General features: G+C 46.3%; 24 protein-coding genes. 21 read left to right on the forward strand and 3 right to left on the reverse strand.

The window, feature by feature from the left end:
* Positions 1-17 precede the first annotated feature (17 nt).
* The 4 genes from ctaG to DVG79_RS03130 are packed head-to-tail and all read left to right on the forward strand — an operon-like array spanning position 18 to position 2,287.
* Complete coding sequence (gene ctaG / locus DVG79_RS03115; protein WP_114595413.1) at positions 18-923, forward strand: cytochrome c oxidase assembly factor CtaG; 906 nt, start codon at positions 18-20, stop codon at positions 921-923.
* 18 nt (positions 924-941) lie between these two features.
* The gene (locus DVG79_RS03120) at positions 942-1,403 is read left to right on the forward strand and encodes a DUF420 domain-containing protein (RefSeq protein ID WP_114595414.1); all 462 of its coding nucleotides are present in this window, start codon (positions 942-944) and stop codon (positions 1,401-1,403) included.
* A 12-nt stretch (positions 1,404-1,415) separates the two neighbouring features.
* Positions 1,416-2,021 carry an SCO family protein gene (locus DVG79_RS03125; protein ID WP_114595415.1) on the forward strand — a complete coding sequence of 202 codons (606 nt, stop codon included), beginning with the start codon at positions 1,416-1,418 and terminating at the stop codon, positions 2,019-2,021.
* Positions 2,022-2,029: 8 nt separating this feature from the next.
* Complete coding sequence (locus DVG79_RS03130) at positions 2,030-2,287, forward strand: hypothetical protein (RefSeq protein WP_114595416.1); 258 nt, start codon at positions 2,030-2,032, stop codon at positions 2,285-2,287.
* Between the two features lie 159 nt (positions 2,288-2,446).
* Here the strand turns inward: DVG79_RS03130 and DVG79_RS03135 are convergent, their stop codons facing one another.
* Together DVG79_RS03135 and DVG79_RS03140 are read right to left on the reverse strand one after the other, a co-directional pair.
* Positions 2,447-2,797, reverse strand: coding sequence for a YugN family protein (locus DVG79_RS03135; RefSeq protein ID WP_012370850.1), 351 nt, complete (start codon positions 2,795-2,797; stop codon positions 2,447-2,449).
* Positions 2,798-2,907: 110 nt separating this feature from the next.
* Positions 2,908-3,675, reverse strand: a complete 768-nt coding sequence (locus tag DVG79_RS03140) for an ATP-grasp domain-containing protein (protein WP_233494513.1) — start codon at positions 3,673-3,675, stop codon at positions 2,908-2,910.
* Between the two features lie 101 nt (positions 3,676-3,776).
* On the opposite strand from DVG79_RS03140, the gene DVG79_RS03145 reads away from it, so the two are divergent.
* Genes DVG79_RS03145 through DVG79_RS03165 form a run of 5 tightly spaced genes read left to right on the forward strand, consistent with a single transcriptional unit; the run spans position 3,777 to position 6,610 of the window.
* Positions 3,777-4,217 (forward strand): YlbF/YmcA family competence regulator, encoded by a 441-nt coding sequence (locus DVG79_RS03145; protein ID WP_012370848.1) that lies wholly within the window; start codon positions 3,777-3,779, stop codon positions 4,215-4,217.
* A 25-nt stretch (positions 4,218-4,242) separates the two neighbouring features.
* On the forward strand, positions 4,243-4,500 hold the full coding sequence (locus DVG79_RS03150) for a YlbG family protein (RefSeq protein WP_114595418.1): 258 nt from the start codon (positions 4,243-4,245) through the stop codon (positions 4,498-4,500).
* 54 nt (positions 4,501-4,554) lie between these two features.
* On the forward strand, positions 4,555-5,124 hold the full coding sequence (gene rsmD / locus DVG79_RS03155; RefSeq protein WP_114595419.1) for a 16S rRNA (guanine(966)-N(2))-methyltransferase RsmD: 570 nt from the start codon (positions 4,555-4,557) through the stop codon (positions 5,122-5,124).
* Positions 5,121-5,615, forward strand: a complete 495-nt coding sequence (coaD, locus tag DVG79_RS03160; RefSeq protein WP_114595420.1) for a pantetheine-phosphate adenylyltransferase — start codon at positions 5,121-5,123, stop codon at positions 5,613-5,615. The genes rsmD and coaD overlap by 4 nt, the downstream gene beginning before the upstream one ends.
* On the forward strand, positions 5,612-6,610 hold the full coding sequence (locus tag DVG79_RS03165; protein WP_114595421.1) for a SepM family pheromone-processing serine protease: 999 nt from the start codon (positions 5,612-5,614) through the stop codon (positions 6,608-6,610). Before coaD ends, DVG79_RS03165 begins: the two co-directional genes overlap by 4 nt.
* On the opposite strand, the gene DVG79_RS03170 is transcribed toward DVG79_RS03165, so the two are convergent.
* Positions 6,583-7,734, reverse strand: a complete 1,152-nt coding sequence (locus tag DVG79_RS03170) for a tRNA(Met) cytidine acetate ligase (protein WP_114595422.1) — start codon at positions 7,732-7,734, stop codon at positions 6,583-6,585. The two genes, DVG79_RS03165 and DVG79_RS03170, sit on opposite strands and share 28 nt — an antisense overlap.
* A 155-nt stretch (positions 7,735-7,889) precedes the next feature.
* Between DVG79_RS03170 and DVG79_RS03175 the strand changes: the two genes are divergently transcribed.
* The 12 genes from DVG79_RS03175 to murG all read left to right on the forward strand — a co-directional run bounded on the left by DVG79_RS03175 (position 7,890) and on the right by murG (position 19,999).
* Positions 7,890-8,414 carry a YceD family protein gene (locus tag DVG79_RS03175; protein WP_114595423.1) on the forward strand — a complete coding sequence of 175 codons (525 nt, stop codon included), beginning with the start codon at positions 7,890-7,892 and terminating at the stop codon, positions 8,412-8,414.
* Positions 8,415-8,461: 47 nt separating this feature from the next.
* Positions 8,462-8,635, forward strand: coding sequence for a 50S ribosomal protein L32 (gene rpmF / locus DVG79_RS03180; RefSeq protein WP_012370841.1), 174 nt, complete (start codon positions 8,462-8,464; stop codon positions 8,633-8,635).
* Positions 8,636-8,722: 87 nt separating this feature from the next.
* Complete coding sequence (locus DVG79_RS03185; protein WP_114595424.1) at positions 8,723-9,544, forward strand: ketopantoate reductase family protein; 822 nt, start codon at positions 8,723-8,725, stop codon at positions 9,542-9,544.
* On the forward strand, positions 9,541-9,897 hold the full coding sequence (locus tag DVG79_RS03190; protein ID WP_114595425.1) for a DUF3397 domain-containing protein: 357 nt from the start codon (positions 9,541-9,543) through the stop codon (positions 9,895-9,897). Before DVG79_RS03185 ends, DVG79_RS03190 begins: the two co-directional genes overlap by 4 nt.
* Before the next feature lie 25 nt (positions 9,898-9,922).
* Positions 9,923-11,482, forward strand: coding sequence for a bacillithiol biosynthesis cysteine-adding enzyme BshC (gene bshC, locus DVG79_RS03195; protein WP_114595426.1), 1,560 nt, complete (start codon positions 9,923-9,925; stop codon positions 11,480-11,482).
* A 160-nt stretch (positions 11,483-11,642) separates the two neighbouring features.
* A complete protein-coding gene (rsmH, locus tag DVG79_RS03200; protein ID WP_114595427.1) occupies positions 11,643-12,581 on the forward strand; it encodes a 16S rRNA (cytosine(1402)-N(4))-methyltransferase RsmH in 939 nt (312 codons plus the stop codon).
* 13 nt (positions 12,582-12,594) lie between these two features.
* The gene (gene ftsL / locus DVG79_RS03205) at positions 12,595-12,981 is read left to right on the forward strand and encodes a cell division protein FtsL (RefSeq protein WP_114595428.1); all 387 of its coding nucleotides are present in this window, start codon (positions 12,595-12,597) and stop codon (positions 12,979-12,981) included.
* On the forward strand, positions 12,978-15,116 hold the full coding sequence (locus DVG79_RS03210; RefSeq protein ID WP_114595429.1) for a penicillin-binding protein: 2,139 nt from the start codon (positions 12,978-12,980) through the stop codon (positions 15,114-15,116). Before ftsL ends, DVG79_RS03210 begins: the two co-directional genes overlap by 4 nt.
* A 104-nt stretch (positions 15,117-15,220) precedes the next feature.
* Complete coding sequence (locus DVG79_RS03215; RefSeq protein WP_114595430.1) at positions 15,221-16,540, forward strand: UDP-N-acetylmuramoyl-tripeptide--D-alanyl-D-alanine ligase; 1,320 nt, start codon at positions 15,221-15,223, stop codon at positions 16,538-16,540.
* A 22-nt stretch (positions 16,541-16,562) separates the two neighbouring features.
* Positions 16,563-17,525 (forward strand): phospho-N-acetylmuramoyl-pentapeptide-transferase, encoded by a 963-nt coding sequence (gene mraY / locus DVG79_RS03220; RefSeq protein ID WP_114595431.1) that lies wholly within the window; start codon positions 16,563-16,565, stop codon positions 17,523-17,525.
* A gap of 33 nt (positions 17,526-17,558) precedes the next feature.
* A complete protein-coding gene (gene murD, locus DVG79_RS03225) occupies positions 17,559-18,908 on the forward strand; it encodes a UDP-N-acetylmuramoyl-L-alanine--D-glutamate ligase (RefSeq protein ID WP_114595432.1) in 1,350 nt (449 codons plus the stop codon).
* Positions 18,905-19,999 carry an undecaprenyldiphospho-muramoylpentapeptide beta-N-acetylglucosaminyltransferase gene (gene murG / locus DVG79_RS03230; RefSeq protein WP_114595433.1) on the forward strand — a complete coding sequence of 365 codons (1,095 nt, stop codon included), beginning with the start codon at positions 18,905-18,907 and terminating at the stop codon, positions 19,997-19,999. Before murD ends, murG begins: the two co-directional genes overlap by 4 nt.
* The last annotated feature ends 55 nt before the right edge of the window (positions 20,000-20,054 follow it).

The raw sequence follows: 20,054 nt of genomic DNA on the forward strand, positions 1-20,054 counted from the left end.
AGGAACGGGGTGAAAACATGTTAGGCAACTTAAGGGGATCTTTATCACAATTCGACTGGACGGTTTTATGGAGTCCATATTATGCATTACTTTTGATTGGTATATATGTTTTATACGCTGTCTTGACGGAAAAGATCCGTCGACCCGATGAAGCTGAGACGACGCTAGGGCAGAAGTTTTCGATGCTTGCGGCATTATTCGTCTATTACATCGGTTTTGGCAGTCCGCTTGACGTCCTCGCGCACATCACATTCTCTGCCCATATGCTGCAGATGGTATTCGTGTATATGGTGGCGCCGCCGCTCTTGATGATGGCGATTCCAGGGTGGGTATTCAAACGGTTGTTTGAGGTGCCATATCTCGGACGGACATTACGATTTTTCATTTTGCCGTTGATTGCACTGATTTTGTTTAATTCCTTGTTCACGTTTTACCACATGCCATTCATCTTTGATTATGTCTTGACGAATTATACGGTGCACCGGATTTTCCACGGAACACTGATTTTCCTCAGCATGACGATGTGGTATCCGATCATTGCACCCGTCAACGAAGAAGACAGTTTGTCGGACTTGAAGAAGATGGTGTATATCGTGGCGAACGGTGTATTGTTGACACCAGCGTGTGCGTTCATGATCTTTAGTCAAAGTTTTCAGTACGATGCCTATCAGGATCCGGCTACTTTTGCGAAAGTATTAGCATACTGTATGCCGAATAATGATTTAAGTGGACTCAACATGGAACGACTATTCGGAACAACAAAAGATTTGCTTGAGGACCAGCGTTTTGGCGGAGTTCTCATGAAACTCGGTCAAGAATTAGTGTACGGGCTGTTCTTTGGTCTGACGTTCTTTACATGGGTCAGACGTTCTAAAAGTACTGCTGTCGATGAAGGTATGTCCTTCTCGCCAAAAGCGGATTAAATTGGGGGAAGTTGGAACATGAGTTATTTGCCGTTGATTTGTGTCTCGTTGATTGTCATCAGTGCGATTTTTGTCGCAATCGGTTGGTTTTTGATTGCGCAGACACGCCGGAATATGAAAGCACACCAATTCGTGATGACGATTGCTGCTGCGTTAGCTTTACTCTTCTTCATCATGTATGCGTTACGAACGATTTTATTGGGCAACACTGCATTTGGAGGACCCGATACGATTAAACCGTACTATACTGGATTTTTGATTTTCCATATCCTGCTCGCCACATCAGGTGGTGTTCTTGGACTGATGGCTCTTTTCTTTGCTTATAAGAAAAACTTTGCGAAACACCGTAAAATTGGTCCGAAAGCATCGGTCATTTGGTTTTTAACGGCGATTACAGGTGTTATCGTCTACTGTCTTTTATACGTGGTCTACGAGCCGGGAGAGACAACAAATGTGTTTCGGGCAATCTGGAACCATTAAGGAGGTCTTGATTTGAAGAAAAACAGTTATTTGACTGTCGCCGCAGTCGTATTGATTTTAGTGGCTGCAGCAGGCGGATATTATTATTTTTTCATGAAAGAAAAATTACCTGTCATTGCGGAACCAACTCCGTTTGAATTGACGAATGCAGTCGATGGAAAGCAGTTTAGTTCGGAAGATGGAAAAGTCAAAGTCTTGACGTTTTTCTACTCGAACTGTCCGGACATCTGTCCGTTAACGTTAAACGATTACCGCAAATTAGAAAAACAGTTACGTGCTGAAGAATTGTACGGAACAGATGTTGAACTTGTTGCGGTTACGGTCGACCCGAAAGTGGATACACAAAAAGTCCTGAAAAAATATGCGTCCAACTTCGAGGCGAATGCAGAAGGCTGGAAAGTCTTGACGGGAGACGATGTCGTCATCGATCGTCTGACACGCCAATTGAATTTCTATTATTCAAAAGCAGAAAGCGGCTTGGTGACACACGGCACGCAGATGTTCATCCTTGATCGGGACAATAAAGTCCGGGCGATTTCTTCGATGGCAAAAACGACAGACGAACCGGTTGACTTAGAGGAAGTAATGACATCGGTCAAACAACTTGCGAAGGAGTGAATACCGTGATGGAACAGCAGTATGAAGTAACAGGCGAAGTGACGGTCTCCGTACAAGCGATTGAAGAACTTTTACTCTGTACAGTCCTTGATTTCGGCGCAACTGTAGCACGGATCAAACGATTATCCGGAGACTCGATTTCATTCAGCTTGAAAGTCCAGGTCGACGCCACCCGGCTTCCGGGTTTGTATCACTATTTGCGTGAACAAGTAAACCTCCAATTAGGGGAAGATGTGCTCGACTATCTTCAGTTGGTGGCCAAGTAACCGGAACCCATCGATTCCAGCGAGATGTCCGGAAAAAGTAAAGGAGGCATTTTCTCGGTTCATGAGAAGGTGCCTCCTTTTTACAACCTTTTTTAAGAAATGGATATGCAAAAAAAAAAATCAAAATCCACGAAAGGTGAATTTTGATTCGTTTGATGCTTATTTTTCGAGCGTTTCAAGTAGTGCAGTCAAGCGGCGTTCGCAGTCTTTGACGATTTCAGGAGGGAACTCCTCATCGTACTCGACGCCGTGCGGATAGTAATGTTTTCCGAGTAACGGTGTCAACATCCGAACGACTGCTTGACGGTCCTCGATCTCACCTTGAATGGCATAGACCGGAATACGGAGGTAAAATACCTCGCCCGTCGATTGTTTTTCGTACTTCATGTCATACATGGCACGCTCATAATCCCATTGTCCTTCACGGACGAAACGGTGATGCGCCATAATCGTTTCGAGTAACCCAAACTTCATTTCCTTATTTTCGATTCCGAACTGTTCAAACTTCATGTGTGAATCCCCCTATACCCCAGTTTGCTAGCGTACACTAGTCTTTCCAAGCTATCATACCATAATGAAACAACCGATAAAGAAAAAGTTGTGAAGTCAATTTGAAGAATTCATGAACTTCCGTATTTTCGCTCAACGTATTCAAGAATCGTATCCGGTGCATGGATGCCGAGATGATTTAACCCTTCTCCGCCAAAGAAAACGTTAAATTCAAGCACATAAATATGACCGTCCCGGAAAATGAGATCAAATCCGGCATGATCGATATCAAGTTGCTTAGCGAGAGTCAGCACAAAATCAAGTGCCTCCTGTGGAATGTTCTCGAAATCAAGGACACCCCCTTGAGCGACGTTATTTAAGAACTCGGTACCGCCGACCCGCCAGTAGGCAGCGAGAACGTGATCGCCGACGACGACGACACGTAAATCCTTTTCATTCGGAATATATTCCTGTACATAAAACGTATCATGTTGCGCCACGTATTTATCCCAGTCCGCGTCATTTTTGATCAGATGGACGCCTTGACCCATGGAACTGCGGACGGTCTTGGCGACGAACGGAAAACTGAACTGATCGAGTACACGGGAAATCGTGAATTCGTTTTTTCCGTAAATTTCTGTCCGGGGAATGTTATCGGGAATAACGGTTTTGAAAATCCGTGTCATTTCGATTTTATCGTGACCCAAATGGAACGTCGCTGCTGAAGGAAAAATCGGTTTTTTCATTCCATAGATGATGGAATGAATCTGCCAGTATTCCGGGAACAGGATGACATCCGCCTGGGCGATTTTATTTAATGAATCAAAATGATAATCCGACTTCGCATGTTCGGTTTTGATTCCAATCGTCCGGAACATGTTAAATGATAAAAATTGCATACAATTCATTCCTTCCTTCTGAACAAATTATACACAATTCAGCGTGCTAGGAGCGAGATAAATGTTATGATATGATGGTTAAGTTAAGGAGGAGATTCGTTGTGATTTATTCAGATAAAACAATCGACCTCATCAACGCAGCGGAAGACCTTGCATACTCTCTCTCGCAAAGCGAAACAGGTCAAGCATATAGATTAGCAAAACAGGCACGTGCAAACTCAAGACAAGCACAGGATGTGATTCGGGACTTCAACCGAATCAAGGAAGAGTACGAATTGGTGCAACGATTTGGCCGGTATCATCCGGATTATCAAACCATCACAAAAAAAGTACATGAAATTAAACGTGCACTGGATTTACAAGAGGAAGTCGCGCAGTTTAAAAAAGCTGAAAAACAATTGGAAACGCTTCTCGGACAAGTCAGTCTCGTCCTGGCAGGACAAGTCTCTCCTCAAATCAAAGTACCGACTGGAAATCCGTTTTTCGATCAAGGATGCGCAGGCGGATGTTCGACTGGAGGAAGCTGCAGCTGTAGCGGTTAAGAACGACACAAGGGAGGAACGGTGTGTGATCAAGGATCGAATTGGACTTATCGTCTATGTCAATGCATTGAAAGCATCACGTCAATTGCGTCGGTTCGGAAATGTCTATTTCACTTCAAAACGGGAACGATACGTCTTTTTATACGTTGATTTGGAACGACATGAACAGGTGGTTGAACGGATTACAGAATTACCGTTTGTCGAAAGCGTCATTCGATCAGAACGACCGTTCATCAGTGAAACTTATGCAAATAAAAAAGGTAAGATACAAGAAGAAGTCTAACAGGTAGAGCGATGAGGTCATCCTCGTCGCTTTTTTGTGAAAGGATGAGAATGCATGCGGGTCATATCAGGGGAACGAAAAGGGATGCGAATCAAAGCTGTACCGGGGGATCAGACACGACCGACGACAGATAAAGTCAAAGAGTCTTTGTTTAATGTCATCGGACCGTATTTTGACGGAGGAAAGGCACTCGATTTATTTGCCGGCAGTGGCGGTCTTGGGATCGAAGCATTATCACGAGGGTGTGATGAAGCGGTTTTTGTCGATCAACATTTCAAAGCGATTCAAACAATCAAAGAAAATTTAGAGACAACCCGCTTTACAGAGCGAAGCCGCGTCTTAAAGAAGGACGTGACGGTGGCTTTATCGGAACTTTCGGGCGAGTCACCTTTTAAACTGATTTTTCTTGATCCACCGTATGCGAAGGAGCAACTCGCTGATCAAGTGGCGTACATAGATCAACATGACATGCTGACAGACAATGGCGTTATTATTTGTGAACATGGAACGGAGACGGAGTTACCGGATGAAATCGGCCGTTTACAGGTCATCAAACGTCTGCGATACTCTACGGTCATCTCAATTACATTGTATGAATTTACAGAACTGGAGGAACAAGCATGAAACGAATCGCCATCTGTCCCGGGAGTTTTGATCCCATCACGAACGGACATCTTGATATCATTGAACGGGCAGCACCCATCTTTGACGAAATCATCGTTGCCGTACTGAACAATTCCTCCAAGCAACCGCTGTTTTCGGTGCGTGAACGAATGGAGCTGATTTCGGAAGTGACGGAACATTTACCGCACATTAAAGTCGATTCCTTTAACGGGTTACTCGTCGATTATGCTTCGGAGGTCGAAGCAGACGTCATCGTCCGTGGATTACGTGCCGTATCAGATTTTGAATATGAAATGCAGGTCGCCTCAATCAATAAAAAAATGAATGATCAAATCGAGACGTTGTTTATGATGACAAATAACCAGTATTCGTTTTTGAGTTCATCGATCGTCAAGGAAGCTGCGAAATACGGTGCCTCCGTTGCCGGACTTGTACCTCCTGCCGTTGAAGAAGCATTACGTCATAAATACAGCAAAGGAGAATTGAGATGAAAGCTTGGAAACCGGCACTGGCCGCTGTGCTCGCAGCGATGATTGCTTTTTTTGTTCCGCTTCCGTATTTCATCTCCTATCCCGGAGATGCGACCTCGACGGAGCAATTGATTGATGTCGAAGGAGCGACGAAGGAGCCGGGGGATTTAATGATGTTGACGATTGCCCAGCGCCGGGCGACTCCGTATTTTCTCGTAGAGAGCCTATTTTTGCCGTTTGCGGACCGTTCGAGTGTCAGTGACTATTTGTATGACGGTGAGTCGGATGCGCAATATGAGAAACGTCAGAAGCTATACATGGAAGAAGCCCAGCATAATGCGACGATTGAAGGGTATGAGCTCGCAGGGAAAAAGGCGACTGTCGATTTCAAGGGCATTTATGTATCGGGCATCATTCCGGACGGTCCGGCAGACGGGAAGTTGAAAGCGGGGGACCAAATCACGGCGGTTGGGGACGAAGCAATTACTTCATTGAGCGGATTCATGAAAACGATCAGCAGTAAAAAGGCAGGGACAAAAATGGAGTTGACGTTCCTGCGAAACAAAAAACAGCGACAAACGGACATCACGGTCAGTCAGCTGACGAAGGAATCAGAGCGGGTCGGACTGGGGATTTACGAGCCGCTTCCGATGTCTTCGGTCAAAACGGATCCAGAAGTCGATTTTAACGTCAAAGATGTCGGCGGACCGTCAGCTGGAATGATGTTTACGCTCGAAATTTACGATCAACTGACGAAAGGGGACTTAGCGAAAGGGTACAAAATTGCCGGAACAGGTACGATTGAAGAAGGTGGACAAGTCGGTCCGATCGGCGGCGCTTGGCAAAAAGTCGTAGCGGCAGACGAAGCGGATGCAGAAATCATGTTTGTCCCGTCCGGTGAAAATTACAAAGAAGCCAAACCGTCCATCAAAAAAATCGAGACGAATATGAAACTCGTCCCGATCAAGACAGTGGAAGATGCACTGGATTACTTAGAAGCGTTGCCGGCGAAATGAGCAAAACGGCGATGTTCTTCGAGGGCGTCATAACGAGCCAAGGGCACAGCGTACGCTGCTGTGACTTGGCTTTCTTTGATGAGCCAAGGATGTTTTTCGAATGTCGAGATGACCGGAATACGTTGTTTGATTTCACGTAAGGCGAGGCGTCCTTTATCATTGAATGCCAACGGACGCACATAGTCGATCTGATTGAATGCAATGCTATCCATCTCGCTTGTCATAGTTGAAGTCAACAGGTAAATCAGTGTGCGTTGAAGGCTGGTCCGGGTATAGCGGCGCGTTTTTATGGCAGTCATGAAGTCATCAAACGTCTCGTTCCTGCGTGCTCCTTCAATCAATCGCGGGGCTAAAGAGGAATCGATCCCATTAAATTGCGTCAAATCATCGAGACGGGTTGTCAGAAGGCGGTGGCGAATAAAAGGATAGTAGGGCTCAAATGAAGCGAAGACCGCATTCTGGAGTGTCTCAGCGGTCAGTTTCGGCAAACCGATTAACGACTGGTGGTTGGCATAGTAGGCGCGAATAGCCGTCGCACTCATGATGTCGCCGGTCGAAAGGTCATGATAGCCGCTTCCGATTCGTTTAGTCGTGTGTAACGTAATCGTGGAGGCAGCCCGTGCGTAATAGTAGCCGAGAGTATTGTTCGGTGTCGTCAAGTCCAGGGTGGTCGTCATTTCCCGAAACGCTTGGCTGGAAGCTGTTGCCGAAGACAGTCCGCGTGCTAGTCCTTGTTGGACCAATTCTTGATAACGTGGACTCGCTTCATGATTTTCGGCAGCGGCATGGATGAAAGGGGCCAACTGACCACATTCGCTCCCGAACGATAAACTTTCGGCTCCGATGGTCTCCGCAATCGTTACCCCGCCGAGGGCGAAGCGGTCAGCCCGTTGGACAGCGAAATAAAATGGAAGTTCGAGAACGAGATCGATTTCACCACTTGCGACGGCTGCTTGTGCGCGCGACCATTTATCTGTAAAGGCCGGTTCCCCGCGTTGTGTGAACGTCCCGCTCATGATCGCAACAATCAAATCAGCACCGGTTTCCTGGCGGGCGATTTTGGCTTGATAAAGGTGTCCATTGTGAAACGGATTGTACTCAGAAATAATTGCAGTCATTCTCATGAAACTTTCTCCTTTGCAAACCGAATTAAGTGCGGTAATATGGATGAAGACGTCCAAAAGTGTTCGTTCTCTAGCGATTTCAGTGTAAAGAAAAAACATTGACAAAACAAGATGTCCTCTCTATAATTCATATTGTTGCAATTGAGGTGATTCGGATGAAATGGTCCCTGATGCAATTGAATAAATTGCGCAATCTGGGTCAACTTCAGGTTAACGAGACGATTGAGCTTCCTGAGCTTATCGCCCTCCATCCGGATATCCGGGCGGTGCAACCTGTGCACGTTCGTGCAAATGCATCGTTTACATCGAATCAATTAATATTCAATCTCCGGATTACAGGTGAAATGACGCTTCCGGATGCCCGGACGCTGAGTGACGTCGCGTACCCGTTCGAGATTGAATCCATCGAGTCGTTCCTGCTCGAGGTTGATGCTGTTCCGAGTGATTCGGATGAGATCAACTTACCGAACGGGAATACGGTTGATCTTCAACCACTCGTGCAAGAATTGATTTTACTTCATGTGCCAGTGCAAGTGCATGGGGATGATGAAGAAAATCAGTTGGTTCAAGGGGAAGGCTGGACGGTTCTCTCTGAAGAAGCGCCAGAAGAAACTGAACCAAAAATTGATCCGCGACTTGCGGGTCTCGCTCAGTTCTTTAAAAAAGATCAGGATTCCTAATCTTTTCATAAAAAGACGAGTGTATTTTTTCAAGGAGGTGGACAACGATGGCAGTACCATTCCGCAGAACGTCGAAAACACGCAAACGTCTTCGCCGTACTCATTTCAAACTCCGTGTACCAGGTATGGTCGAGTGCCCAAACTGTGGTGAAATGAAACTTTCACACCGCGTTTGTAAAGCATGTGGCTCGTACAAAGGTAAAGAAATCGTCAGCAAGTAAGCTGAATGATCGGTATAAAAGCGACCCTAGAATCGAGCAATCGGTTTGACAGGTCGCTTTTTTTGATGAAAGAAGGAGCGTGAGTGGATGAGTAATATAGGAATCATCGGTGCGGGATCGATTGGATTGTTAATCGCGTCCTACCTTGCAGAACAACACCATGTGACACTCTATACGAGACAAACGACAGGGCACGACGTCACCATCCTCCGGGATGATCAAGTCAGCCGACCGATAGAGGTACGGCCACTTGATCAATTCGAGTCACAAGACTTGGTGTTCGTGACGACAAAGTCGTATGATATAAAAAGTGTGATGCCTTACCTGACGACCGGAAAGATGCCGGTCATGTTCTTACAGAACGGAATGGGGCATGTGAAAGAAGCAGAGCAGGTCCAGGATGCTTTGTTCGGGGTCGTGGAACACGGTGCCATGAGAACGGGACGATACGCGGTGCAACATACCGGGATGGGACGCATCCGCTACGGACGAGTACCTGTTCCAATGCTTGAAGCGACACCGTTACAGTTTGAGTATGTTCCGAATATCGAGCAGGTCATGTTAACGAAATTATTCATGAATGCGGTCATCAATCCATTGACAGCCTATTACCGGATTACAAACGGTCAATTATTGGAAACGCCCTATGCTGAAAAGGCGTACGGTATTTTTGAAGAGTTACGGAACGTCTTTCCAGAACATCCGATCAGCTACGAAGAAATCGAACAGGTCATCAGACGGACTGCATTAAATCGTTCGTCGATGCTTCAAGATCTAGAGCGGGGAAGACAGACGGAAATTGAACCGATTGTCGGTTTTGTCCTGGAACACGCGATGAATCCGACGCCCTTACTGACTTTTTATTTTCATCAGATTAAATCTCAGGAAAAAAGAGGGGATTCGATGTGACGTGGTTTATTATCTTTCCAGTCTTCAGCTTAGTTAGTCTATATATCATTTTTTTGGCTGTCTTTCGCCAACATGGAAAAGCAGTTCGGTTGGCACTTGATTTAGGTACATTCATCGTCTTGTATGGGATTCACGTCGCGTTGATTGCACTGACAGGTCAAAATTACTTAGGATGGTTATTGATTGCCGTACTCTTGATTTTTGCGGTCAACGCTTTATGGCAACGCATTAAAAAAGTGGACGTGGATTATATACAAATGATACGACACAGTTGGCGGATTACGATCTTGATTGCTCTTCCCGTTCAGTTGATGCTGTTTGGAATCGGAATTCAACAACTGTTCATTCATTGATTTTGTCAGAAAGAAGGGATTTTGTTTGAAGGTACAATCATTTCATGCCTTGTATGATGAAGATTCATTGATGCATAAAGTCTCGCGCCAGGAATTTTCGAAATACGTTGATCATATTGGAACAGAAGGAATGCAGGCAAGGAGCAGCCTTTTACAAGAACGGCAGTATCCGCATCTGAACGCGCTTGTCGACGAACTGTTACGGCAAAATCCTCGGTTGAGCGACAGCTTGAAGAACCGTCTCGAACTGTTGCGGACAGGTGAGGCGCAAGTTGTAATTACCGGTCAACAAACCGGAATCTTTGGCGGTCCGATGTATGCCGTTTATAAATTGCTGACCTGTCTAAAGGTTGCCCGCCAAACGGAAGAACTGATCGGTCGTCCAGTTCTCCCGATCTTTTGGCTCGCAACCGAAGACCATGATTTTGATGAAATCAATCACCTGATCGTCCCGACACATGATTTCCGGACGCGGAAGCTGGCCGTCCAGGCGCCGGACTCGATTTCGCGCTCTGTCAGCCGCTTGGCCTTCGATCAGACGGGCGTCAAGGAAATCGTACGTCAGGCATTATGTACTGAACGAGAGACGCCATACACAAAAGAGCTGTTGGCATTGTCGGACCGGTTAATCGAATCCAGTTCGACATATGGAGAATTTTTCGCTTCTTTCTTAGGAGAACTTGTCGATCACGATATCATCTTCTTTGACGCGGATACGCAAACAGTCCGTCAACTTGAAATTCCATTTTTCGAACGGCTGATTCAAGACAATGCAGAAATCCGCCAAGCCTTATCGAAAGGTATCCAACAAACCACCGAATTGCCGGATACATTTCTAAATGAAGAAGCGGCCCACCTCTTTGTTGAGGATATCGGACGCGATTTGTTATACCCGGGCCAAGATTTTGTGACGAAACAAGGAAAGACCTATACGGAACTGGAACTGTTGGCATTGCTGTATACAAGTCCGGAACGTTTTTCAAACAGCGTCGTCACGCGTCCATTGATGCAAGATTACTTATTCCCGACGCTCGCTTATATCGGAGGACCGGGTGAAATTGCATATTGGACGAGACTGCGACCATTATTCCATCACTTCGATTGGACGATGCCGCTGTTGCTTCCACGGATGGGAGCTGTCATGTTGCAGGCGAAGGAAGAGAAGGGGCTTCGGCGCCATGGTCTGAGCCTTGAGCAAGTGCTTCAGACAGGTGTCCCTCTTGCAGCGTTCGATGCGACTGCGACTAAAGGACAATTACATGACTCGACCGTGTTAGGTGCAGTCCTGGTCGAAGAAGTCACCCGGATTGAAAAACAGGAATTGCAGACGACAGCTGTCGCGACGAAGCTCAATAAACAGCTGCAGCTTGCCTTGGAAACAATCGTCGAACAAAAACGGCGTCTTCATGAACAAGCGAACCGTTCGGATCGGGCACTGCAATATCAATTGGCACCCGATCATGCACCCCAGGAACGGATTCATTCGATCTTACCTTGGCTGAATCGTTATGGTTTGAATTTAGTTCAGACCTTGCGGATGCAATATGAACAAACTGAGGCAGAACAATTGAAAATCATGCTATAAACCTGCGAAATCAGCAGGTTTTTTTGTTTTTTTAACGAAAGATACATAAAAGTTCAAAAAATCAAGGAAACTGTCTCATTTTCGTAACGTTTTCAAGAAAGAATATGATACATTGAAAAAGAGTAACGTCCAGTTTGGACAGTGAAAGGTGAGGCAGCACATGTTTGAGCATGAAACAGTATTAAAATGGGAGTCCATTAAAGGGCTGAATATCAAACCTGACGGGATTTATGTCGATTGTACGTTAGGTGGAGCAGGACACAGTGAAGAGATCGTCAAACAGTTAACGACAGGACATCTGTACGCGTTTGATCAGGATGATGTCGCACTGGCACATGCAGCAGAACGTCTCGCGGCGTATGAAGGTCGCTTTACTTTAATAAAAAGTAATTTCGTACATTTAAAAGAAGAATTAGCAGCACGATCTGTGACAAAAGTGGACGGGATTTTATTTGATCTCGGTGTATCTTCTCCGCAACTAGACGAAGGCGAACGTGGATTCAGCTACAACTTTGATGCCCGACTCGATATGCGTATGGACCAAACATCATCGCTATCGGCATACGAAGTCGTCAATGAGTGGCCGTATAACGATCTTGTTCGAATTTTGTTTACATATGGGGAAGAAAAGTTCTCCAAACAGATTGCACGCAAGATTGAGAAGGCACGTGAAATCGCACCGATTGAAACGACGTTTGAACTGGTCGAATTGATCAAAGATGCGATTCCGGCACCGGCCCGCCGCAAAGGAGGGCATCCGGCAAAACGGACGTTCCAAGCGATTCGGATTGCTGTAAATGATGAATTGAATGTCTTCGACCGCGCCGTCTATCAAGCAATTGATTTACTCGCTGTCGGTGGACGCCTATGTGTCATTACCTTCCATTCACTCGAAGACCGCATGTGTAAGCAAGCGTTCAAAGAGAAGTCATCGTTACCTGAGCTTCCGCAAGGGTTACCGATGATTCCTAAAGAGTTTGAACCGGAACTACGCCTGGTGACAAGAAAACCGATTACAGCAGGAGACGATGAACTCGATGACAATCGTCGATCACGCTCTGCCAAGTTACGAATCGTTGAAAAAATGAAGGAAAGTTGAAAGGAGCATTCAAATGGCAGAGCCACTTCGCAAGCCGATGCAAACCATGGAACCCGTTCGGCAGCAACCTATCCAAGAACCACGTAAGACGGAAGATATCGCACGTCGTGTTGCGGTTCGTCCGAAATATCGTCTATATCCATTTGAGAAGTTTTTGTACAGTGCGATGATTGGCGGAATCGTCCTTTTCGGCAGTATGACGATTGGCGCTCATAACGAAGCGTATAATGTCAGCCGGGATCTCGCGAAGGAAAATCAAGTCACGCAAGAGATGAAGAAAGAAAATGAACGTCTTCAACTTGAAGTGACCAACTTAAGCTCTCCAGAACGAATTTACAAGATTGCGAAAGAACAAGGTCTTGATATGCGAAAAGGGAACATCAAGGTGATTCCTAAATGAATCCACTATCTAAATCCCGACGGAGAGTAGCCATTGTCATGTTGATATTTGCTGCTCTCTTTTTGGTGTTCATTTCACGCTTTTTGTACTTATCGACGACGAAGAAATTCCACGGGGAAGACATGCTTGTCTACGCGGAAAAGAAACGTTGGGAGTCCCAGGCCACGCTGTCGGCAGAACGTGGAGAAATCTTTGACCGACTGGGCTCGCCGATTGCCATTAACATCCCGTCCTATCATTTGGTCGCCGTTTACCGGTTAGGTGGGGAAAAAGATCCGGATGAGACAGTAGTCGACTTTAAGAAAACAGCAACCGGACTTGCACCGATTTTAGGCATGTCGGTTAAAGAATTGGAAACCTATCTGATTGAAAATAAAAACCGCTCCCAAATCGAATTCGGTAAAAAAGGGAACGATTTGACGGTTGATCAGAAAGAACAGATTGATCGGTTAAAGCTGCCGGGGATTCGATTGATTGAAGAACCGAAGCGCTATTATCCGAACGGGATTTTCCTGTCCGATACGTTAGGATTCGTCCAGAAAATCACAGAAGATAATGGACGGGTCGTCTTAAAAGGACAGATGGGCATCGAAAAACAGTATGATGAAGCCTTACGTGAATCGTTTGGTTCCCGTGTCTTTGAAAAAGATCGCAGCGGCGGAGAATTGGTTCAAGGGACTTCGAAAATCTCGAATGAGCCGAAAGACGGATCGAACCTCTATCTGACCATCGATCACCGGATCCAGCAAGCACTCGAGAAACAGATGCAAAAGATGTACAACGAGTACAAACCTAAAAATGCGACAGGAATCGTCATGGATGCCAAGACAGGCGAAATTTTGGCGATGACGGATCGTCCGTCGTTTAATCCGAATTTACGCGATATGACGGATTTTACGAATTTTGCGGTCTCCTCACGGTTTGAACCCGGATCGACAATGAAGATCTTTACGTTGGCTGCTGCCATCGATGCAGGAGTCTTCCGTCCGAACGAACCGTATAAATCAGGGAGTTACAATTACAAGGGAACTGTCATCAAAGACTACAATGATGTCGGTTGGGGAACGATTCCGATGATTGAAGGGGTCTACCATTCCTCAAACGTCATGTTCTCGATCCTGACAGCTGAAAAGCTTGGAATCGAACGGTATAAAGACTATTTCAAGAAGTTTCATTTTGATCAAAAAACGGGTATAGACATCTCGGGTGAAGTGAACAGCCAATCTGATCTGTCTAAACCGTTGAATACGTTGATTACATCATGGGGACAATCGACGGCAGTGACGCCGATGCAGATTCTCCAAGGGGCGACAGCAATTGCCGGAAACGGTGAAATGGTCAAACCGCACATTATCCAAAAAGCGGATCATACGGATAAAGCGCCGTATAAAGCAAAAACGGAAGTGGTCGGAAAACCGATTTCTGCGGAAGCGGCAAAAGCGACCCGTGAAGCGTTGGATGGTGTCGTCAACAGTAAAATCGGTACCGGACAAATGTATAAGCTGAAAGATTATCGTGTCATCGGAAAAACAGGGACGGCACAGATTTCAGAAAACGGAAAATACATCCAAGGGCAGTTTATTCATTCCTTTATTGGAATGGCGCCAAAAGATGATCCGGAATTGATCATGTACATCGCTGTCGACCGGCCATCGAAAAATGAGTCGTCGGTTTCCGGACCGAGTATCATGAGTCCGGTCTTCAAAAGTGTCATGAATACCGCTTTGCAATATCGAAGCATCAAACCTGCGACTCAAAAAGAGTCGGTGGATGTCAAGGCTAAAATCATTCCAAGTTACATCGGGAAAAGTATGAATCAAGCAGAAGCGATGGCGAAGGAACAGGGGGCCGTACCGGTCGTTTTGGGTGACGGGGTTGAAGTCGTCTCACAAATACCGACGCGCGGACAAGAATTCGTCAGCGGGGAACGTGTCCTCTTTAAAACAGGACGGACGTTCAAAATGCCTGATATCACCGGTTGGTCACAACGGGATGTTAAAAAACTTGTCAGTCTCTATGATTTAAAGTTAGACGTGATTGGTAAAGGTTTTGTAACCAAACAATCGGCACGAACTGGTACACTAGTGAAAGAAAATGGAAAGCTGACGGTGGAACTCGCTGAACCAAAAGAGTAAGAAACAGCGGTCTCCTGATTTCTGCAGTGAAACGAGGACGGACCGGAGTCATTCGTTGACTTCTGTTCGTCCTCGTTTGCTGTAATCGAGTGGAGGAAATAGGGATGGTAACAATTGTACAGATCGCCCAGTGGTTGGGATTGGAAGAAACCGATACACGGTCATTAAGAAATTTTGCGACGGATTCAAGAAGTACACTCACGGAAGGGTTGTATATCCCAATCCAGGGAGCACGCGTCGACGGACATTCGTTCATCGAGGGAGCAGTTGCTCAAGGTGCGATTGCTACGTTGTGGAAAAAAGGGATTCCTCTTCCGGAGATGGACATTACGGTTCTTGAAGTCGAAGATCCATTACAGGCGTTACAGGTCATCGCACAACGGTATTTACAGCAAGTGGCGCCAAAAGTCATCGCGATTACTGGATCAAACGGCAAGACATCAACAAAAGATATGATTGAGAGTGTCCTGAAACAGTCGTTCCGGACGCATAAAACGGCAGGTAACTTCAATTCAGACATCGGAATGCCGTTGACGATCTTGATGATGCCGAACGAGACGGAAGTTGCTGTTCTCGAAATGGGAATGAACGGGTTTGGAGATATCGAACTCTTATCGAATCTTGCCGAACCGGATATTGCACTCGTGACGAACATTGGCGAGTCACATGCCGAACAGGTCGGCGGACGAACGGGAATTGCCCGAGCCAAACTAGAAATCCGGTCAGGATTAAAACCGAATGGTCATCTCTTCGTAGACGGGGATGAACCGCTGTTAGGAGAAGTGGAGGCTGAACGGATCGGGTATCATGCGACCAATACGTATGTCATCGAACAGGCGGAAGCGACGTTCGTCGGGACGACATTCAAATTTGATGGTGCGACGTTCAACTTACCGGTCCTTGGCAAACACCAAATCCGGAATGCAGCGTATGCGATTGCAACAGCTCGAGCACTTGGTCTTACGGACGAAGTGATTCAGGCAGGATTGAACGAGGTCCAATTGACACCCATGCGGATGGAACGTTTAATGTACGGTCAAACTGCCATCATTAACGATGCATATAATGCCAGCCCGACTTCGATGAATGCGGCAATCGAGACCATTGCAACGCTCGACGGATTTACGAATAAAGTCGTCGTTCTCGGCGATATGTATGAACTCGGTCAACAGGAACGCCTGTTGCATGCCTCTGTCGGGAAGAAGATTGCACTTCCTGTATCCCATGCTATTCTTGTAGGGGGGAAAGGTCGTCATATCGCGGATGGAATTGTTGATCCGACTGTCCAAGTCCAATTTGCGGACACGGTCGAAGATGCAGCACATCTGCTCCAACCGTTGCTCGGCAAGCAAACCGTTGTCTTGCTGAAAGCTTCGCGTGGGCTGGCACTGGAACAAATCTTCACATATTTAAATGAAACTTAATCCTTAAAAGTAGGTGTTTGCAATGATCACATTATTCATCAGTTTAATTATTGCGTTTTTGGTTGTCGTACTCGTGATGCCAAAAGCGATTCCTTTTTTACACAGCCTTAAATTTGGTCAAGAGATTCGGGAAGAAGGTCCGGATTGGCACCAAGTGAAATCAGGAACACCGACGATGGGTGGAATCGTCATTTTGCTGGCTATGATCGGTAGCCTGATTGTTCTCTTGTTGATGGGAGACTTGGACCGGAGTCATCTGTCGTTACTGTTCTTAACGCTTGCCTACGGGGCGATCGGATTTATCGATGATTACATCAAGGTTGTCAAAAAGCGAAACCTTGGTTTGAACTCAAAGCAAAAATTAGTCGGGCAAATCGTTGTTGGTCTGTTGTTTGTCTGGTTAAGCGGTGGATTTTCGAGTCAGGCGACGTATCTGTCGATTCCATTTACGTCATGGTCGATTGATTTCGGTATCCTGTATCCGCTCGTCGCGTTATTTTGGCTCGTCGGATTCTCGAATGCCGTCAATCTGACGGACGGACTGGATGGACTCGTATCCTTTACGGCTATTCCGACGTTCTTGTTCTTTGGTCTCTACGGATGGTTCATCGCCGATGAGCCGGGTGTTGCCTTATTTGCTTTTTCAGCTGTCGGTGCATTGATCGGGTTCCTTGTGTTTAATGTTTACCCGGCTAAAATCTTTATGGGTGATACCGGTTCACTTGCTTTAGGAGCAGCCCTTGCTGGTTTATCGATCTTATTGAAGCTGGAATTATTGTTAGTATTAATTGGAATTGTATTCGTTGTTGAGACATTATCGGTCATCCTGCAGGTCATTTCCTTCAAGACGACAGGAAAACGTATCTTTAAGATGAGTCCGATTCATCACCATTTCGAAATGGTCGGTTGGAGTGAATGGCGAATCGTTGGAACATTTGCTTCGATTAGCTTAATCGTGGCGTTAATCGCCTATCTGTTCGTGTAATCGAAATTCGTGGTCAAGAAAGTGAGCGATTTAATGATGAAGAGTTCTGAACTGGAGAAGAAAAAAATATTGGTCCTTGGGACTGCGAAAAGCGGAATTGCAGCAGCGACCTATCTTGTTAAGGCGGGAGCTGTCGTGACGGTGAATGATGGGGGGACTCCTTCGGAAGCCGACGTACAAACGCTTGAATCCTTGGAAGTCGAAACGATTTTCGGAAGTCATCCGTTATCCTTACTGGATGGAACAGAATTAATCGTAAAAAATCCGGGGATTCCGTATCAGATTCCGTTGTTACAGACGGCAATTGAGCGTGGCATTCCGATTTGGACAGAAGTTGAACTAGCATACCGTTCAACGAAAGCAGATTGGGTCGCGATTACCGGATCAAACGGTAAGACGACGACGACGACACTGGTCCATGAATTATTGAAACAGGGGTCAAGACGCGTTCATTTAGCTGGAAACATTGGTTTCCCGGCAGTTGAAGTTGCCCAGCAGACGGCTGCAGATGATGTCATCGTCATCGAGTTATCCAGTTTTCAATTGATGGGGATTCAATCATTCCAACCAGTCAGTGCAGCATTCTTAAACTTGTCGCCGGCTCATCTTGATTATCACGGAGATGTAACATCTTACGCGGCAGCAAAAGCACGAATCTTTTCAAACATGGATGAAGCTGGACGCCTTGTCGTAAATGCGGACGATGAGGAAGTCATGCGCTTGAGCAAAACAGCGGCAGCGGAACGATTGACGTTTTCACGTCGTCAACCGGCCTATGCACATGTCGAAAACGGTATGATCTTCGTCGGTCAAACAAAAATTCTTCCGGTCAGTGAACTGGCGCTTGGTGGTGGACACAATCTCGAGAATGTCCTGGCCGCCTTGACATTGATTGAACCGTTCGGGATTGCCTTGACAGCGATTCAAGACGTTCTGCGGACATTTGGTGGAGTCGCACACCGGACGGAATACATCGGCGAGTTTGCCGGACGGAAAGTTTACAATGATTCAAAAGCGACAAACAATGTGGCGACGGAAGCGGCTTTGTCTGGTTTTCACTCGTCCATCATCTGGATTTGTGGTGGACTCGAACGCGGCGCAGATTTGACACCGTTAAAAAGTGCGATGACCCATGTCAAACATGTCATTGGACTCGGTGAGACAGGTCAACGCTTCGCTGATTTGGCAGCCGATCAACAAATCGCCTCGACGGTAACGCGTGAGATGGAAGAAGCGGTAGTCACGGCATTCGATGTCTCGCAGCCCGGCGATATCATTTTACTTTCTCCGGCATCGGCCAGTTGGGATCAGTACAAGACGTATGAAGAGCGTGGCGAACATTTCATCCGTTCTGTCCAAAAAGTAGGGGGGACGAAGAAATGAGAATCGTAGTTTCAGGTGGCGGAACTGGCGGACATATTTATCCCGCCTTAGCCATGATCCGAGAAATTGAACGTCGTATGGCATGTGAAGTGTTATATATCGGTACTGAGAATGGACTCGAGGCGGACATCGTCCGCCGGGCAGGCATTCCGTTTGAATCAATTGAAATTTCAGGACTACGCCGTTCCTTGTCGTTTGAGAACGTCAAGACCGGTTTCCGTTTCATGAAAAGTGTTGTCCGCGTCCGAAAACTTCTGCGTGACTTCCAACCGGATATCGTTGTCGGAACAGGTGGTTTTGTCTGCGGTCCCGTCCTCTATACAGCAGCGAAGATGGGGTATAAGACGTTGGTCCATGAACAAAACAGCTTACCTGGAATCACCAACAAATTCTTGGCGCGTTATGTCGACCGGGTGGCACTATCCTTTAAAGGGTCTGGTCATCATTTCGGGAAAAACGAAGGGAAAACGATTCTAATCGGAAATCCCCGGGCTTCGGAAGTTGCGATGTTGCAAATCGATCCAATCGAAGAAAAACAAAAATATGGTTTTGATCAGGATCGCCCCCTGATTGTCGTGTACGGCGGCAGCCGAGGTGCGCCGGCCATCAATAAAGCAGTCGTCGAGATGATTCCCAAGTTGACAGCAACTGACTGGTCGTTATTGTTCGTCACCGGCCAGGTCCACTATGAAGACATTCAGACGCAGTTAGGAACATTACCGGACCGGATTCAATTGCGTCCATTCATTTACGATTTGCCGTTGATATTAAAAGCGAGTCAACTGGTCATCTCGCGTTCCGGAGCAAGTACGTTAGCTGAATTGACGACGCTCGGTTTACCGAGTATCTTGATTCCAAGTCCATACGTGACGGAAAATCATCAGGAAGTGAACGCATCATCACTCGTCGAGACAGGTGCGAGTCTTTTGATCCGTGAATCCGAATTGACGGGAGACCGATTGTTCGAGGCGTGTACGAAGGCGATTGCCGATCAAGCCAACATGTCAAAAGCATCGCTCGCACTCGGCATGCCAAATGCGGCAAGTGATTTGGTCGATGAATTATCACGGTTGATTCAGCAAAATAACTAAAGCATTGCAGGAATAGACCGATAAGGTACTGAAATTAAACATAATGGAGGGAGAG

Origin of the sequence: Exiguobacterium sp. RIT594 (genome assembly GCF_003339585.1) — a bacterium.
In the GTDB taxonomy this organism is placed as follows: Bacteria; Bacillota; Bacilli; order Exiguobacteriales; family Exiguobacteriaceae; genus Exiguobacterium_A.

Bases quoted from the DNA above. Each gene is read 5' to 3' on its own strand.
- DVG79_RS03210 (WP_114595429.1), top strand. From the start codon at position 12,978: ATGAATCCACTATCTAAATCCCGACGGAGAGTAGCCATTGTCATGTTG.
- DVG79_RS03185 (WP_114595424.1), top strand. From the start codon at position 8,723: ATGAGTAATATAGGAATCATCGGTGCGGGATCGATTGGATTGTTAATC.
- rsmH (WP_114595427.1), top strand. From the start codon at position 11,643: ATGTTTGAGCATGAAACAGTATTAAAATGGGAGTCCATTAAAGGGCTG.
- DVG79_RS03165 (WP_114595421.1), top strand. From the start codon at position 5,612: ATGAAAGCTTGGAAACCGGCACTGGCCGCTGTGCTCGCAGCGATGATT.
- DVG79_RS03135 (WP_012370850.1), bottom strand. From the start codon at position 2,797: ATGAAGTTTGAACAGTTCGGAATCGAAAATAAGGAAATGAAGTTTGGG.
- DVG79_RS03175 (WP_114595423.1), top strand. From the start codon at position 7,890: ATGAAATGGTCCCTGATGCAATTGAATAAATTGCGCAATCTGGGTCAA.
- DVG79_RS03130 (WP_114595416.1), top strand. From the start codon at position 2,030: ATGGAACAGCAGTATGAAGTAACAGGCGAAGTGACGGTCTCCGTACAA.
- coaD (WP_114595420.1), top strand. From the start codon at position 5,121: ATGAAACGAATCGCCATCTGTCCCGGGAGTTTTGATCCCATCACGAAC.
- rpmF (WP_012370841.1), top strand. From the start codon at position 8,462: ATGGCAGTACCATTCCGCAGAACGTCGAAAACACGCAAACGTCTTCGC.
- rsmD (WP_114595419.1), top strand. From the start codon at position 4,555: ATGCGGGTCATATCAGGGGAACGAAAAGGGATGCGAATCAAAGCTGTA.
- DVG79_RS03120 (WP_114595414.1), top strand. From the start codon at position 942: ATGAGTTATTTGCCGTTGATTTGTGTCTCGTTGATTGTCATCAGTGCG.
- DVG79_RS03140 (WP_233494513.1), bottom strand. From the start codon at position 3,675: ATGCAATTTTTATCATTTAACATGTTCCGGACGATTGGAATCAAAACC.
- ctaG (WP_114595413.1), top strand. From the start codon at position 18: ATGTTAGGCAACTTAAGGGGATCTTTATCACAATTCGACTGGACGGTT.
- murD (WP_114595432.1), top strand. From the start codon at position 17,559: ATGATGAAGAGTTCTGAACTGGAGAAGAAAAAAATATTGGTCCTTGGG.
- mraY (WP_114595431.1), top strand. From the start codon at position 16,563: ATGATCACATTATTCATCAGTTTAATTATTGCGTTTTTGGTTGTCGTA.
- DVG79_RS03215 (WP_114595430.1), top strand. From the start codon at position 15,221: ATGGTAACAATTGTACAGATCGCCCAGTGGTTGGGATTGGAAGAAACC.
- murG (WP_114595433.1), top strand. From the start codon at position 18,905: ATGAGAATCGTAGTTTCAGGTGGCGGAACTGGCGGACATATTTATCCC.
- ftsL (WP_114595428.1), top strand. From the start codon at position 12,595: ATGGCAGAGCCACTTCGCAAGCCGATGCAAACCATGGAACCCGTTCGG.
- DVG79_RS03170 (WP_114595422.1), bottom strand. From the start codon at position 7,734: ATGAGAATGACTGCAATTATTTCTGAGTACAATCCGTTTCACAATGGA.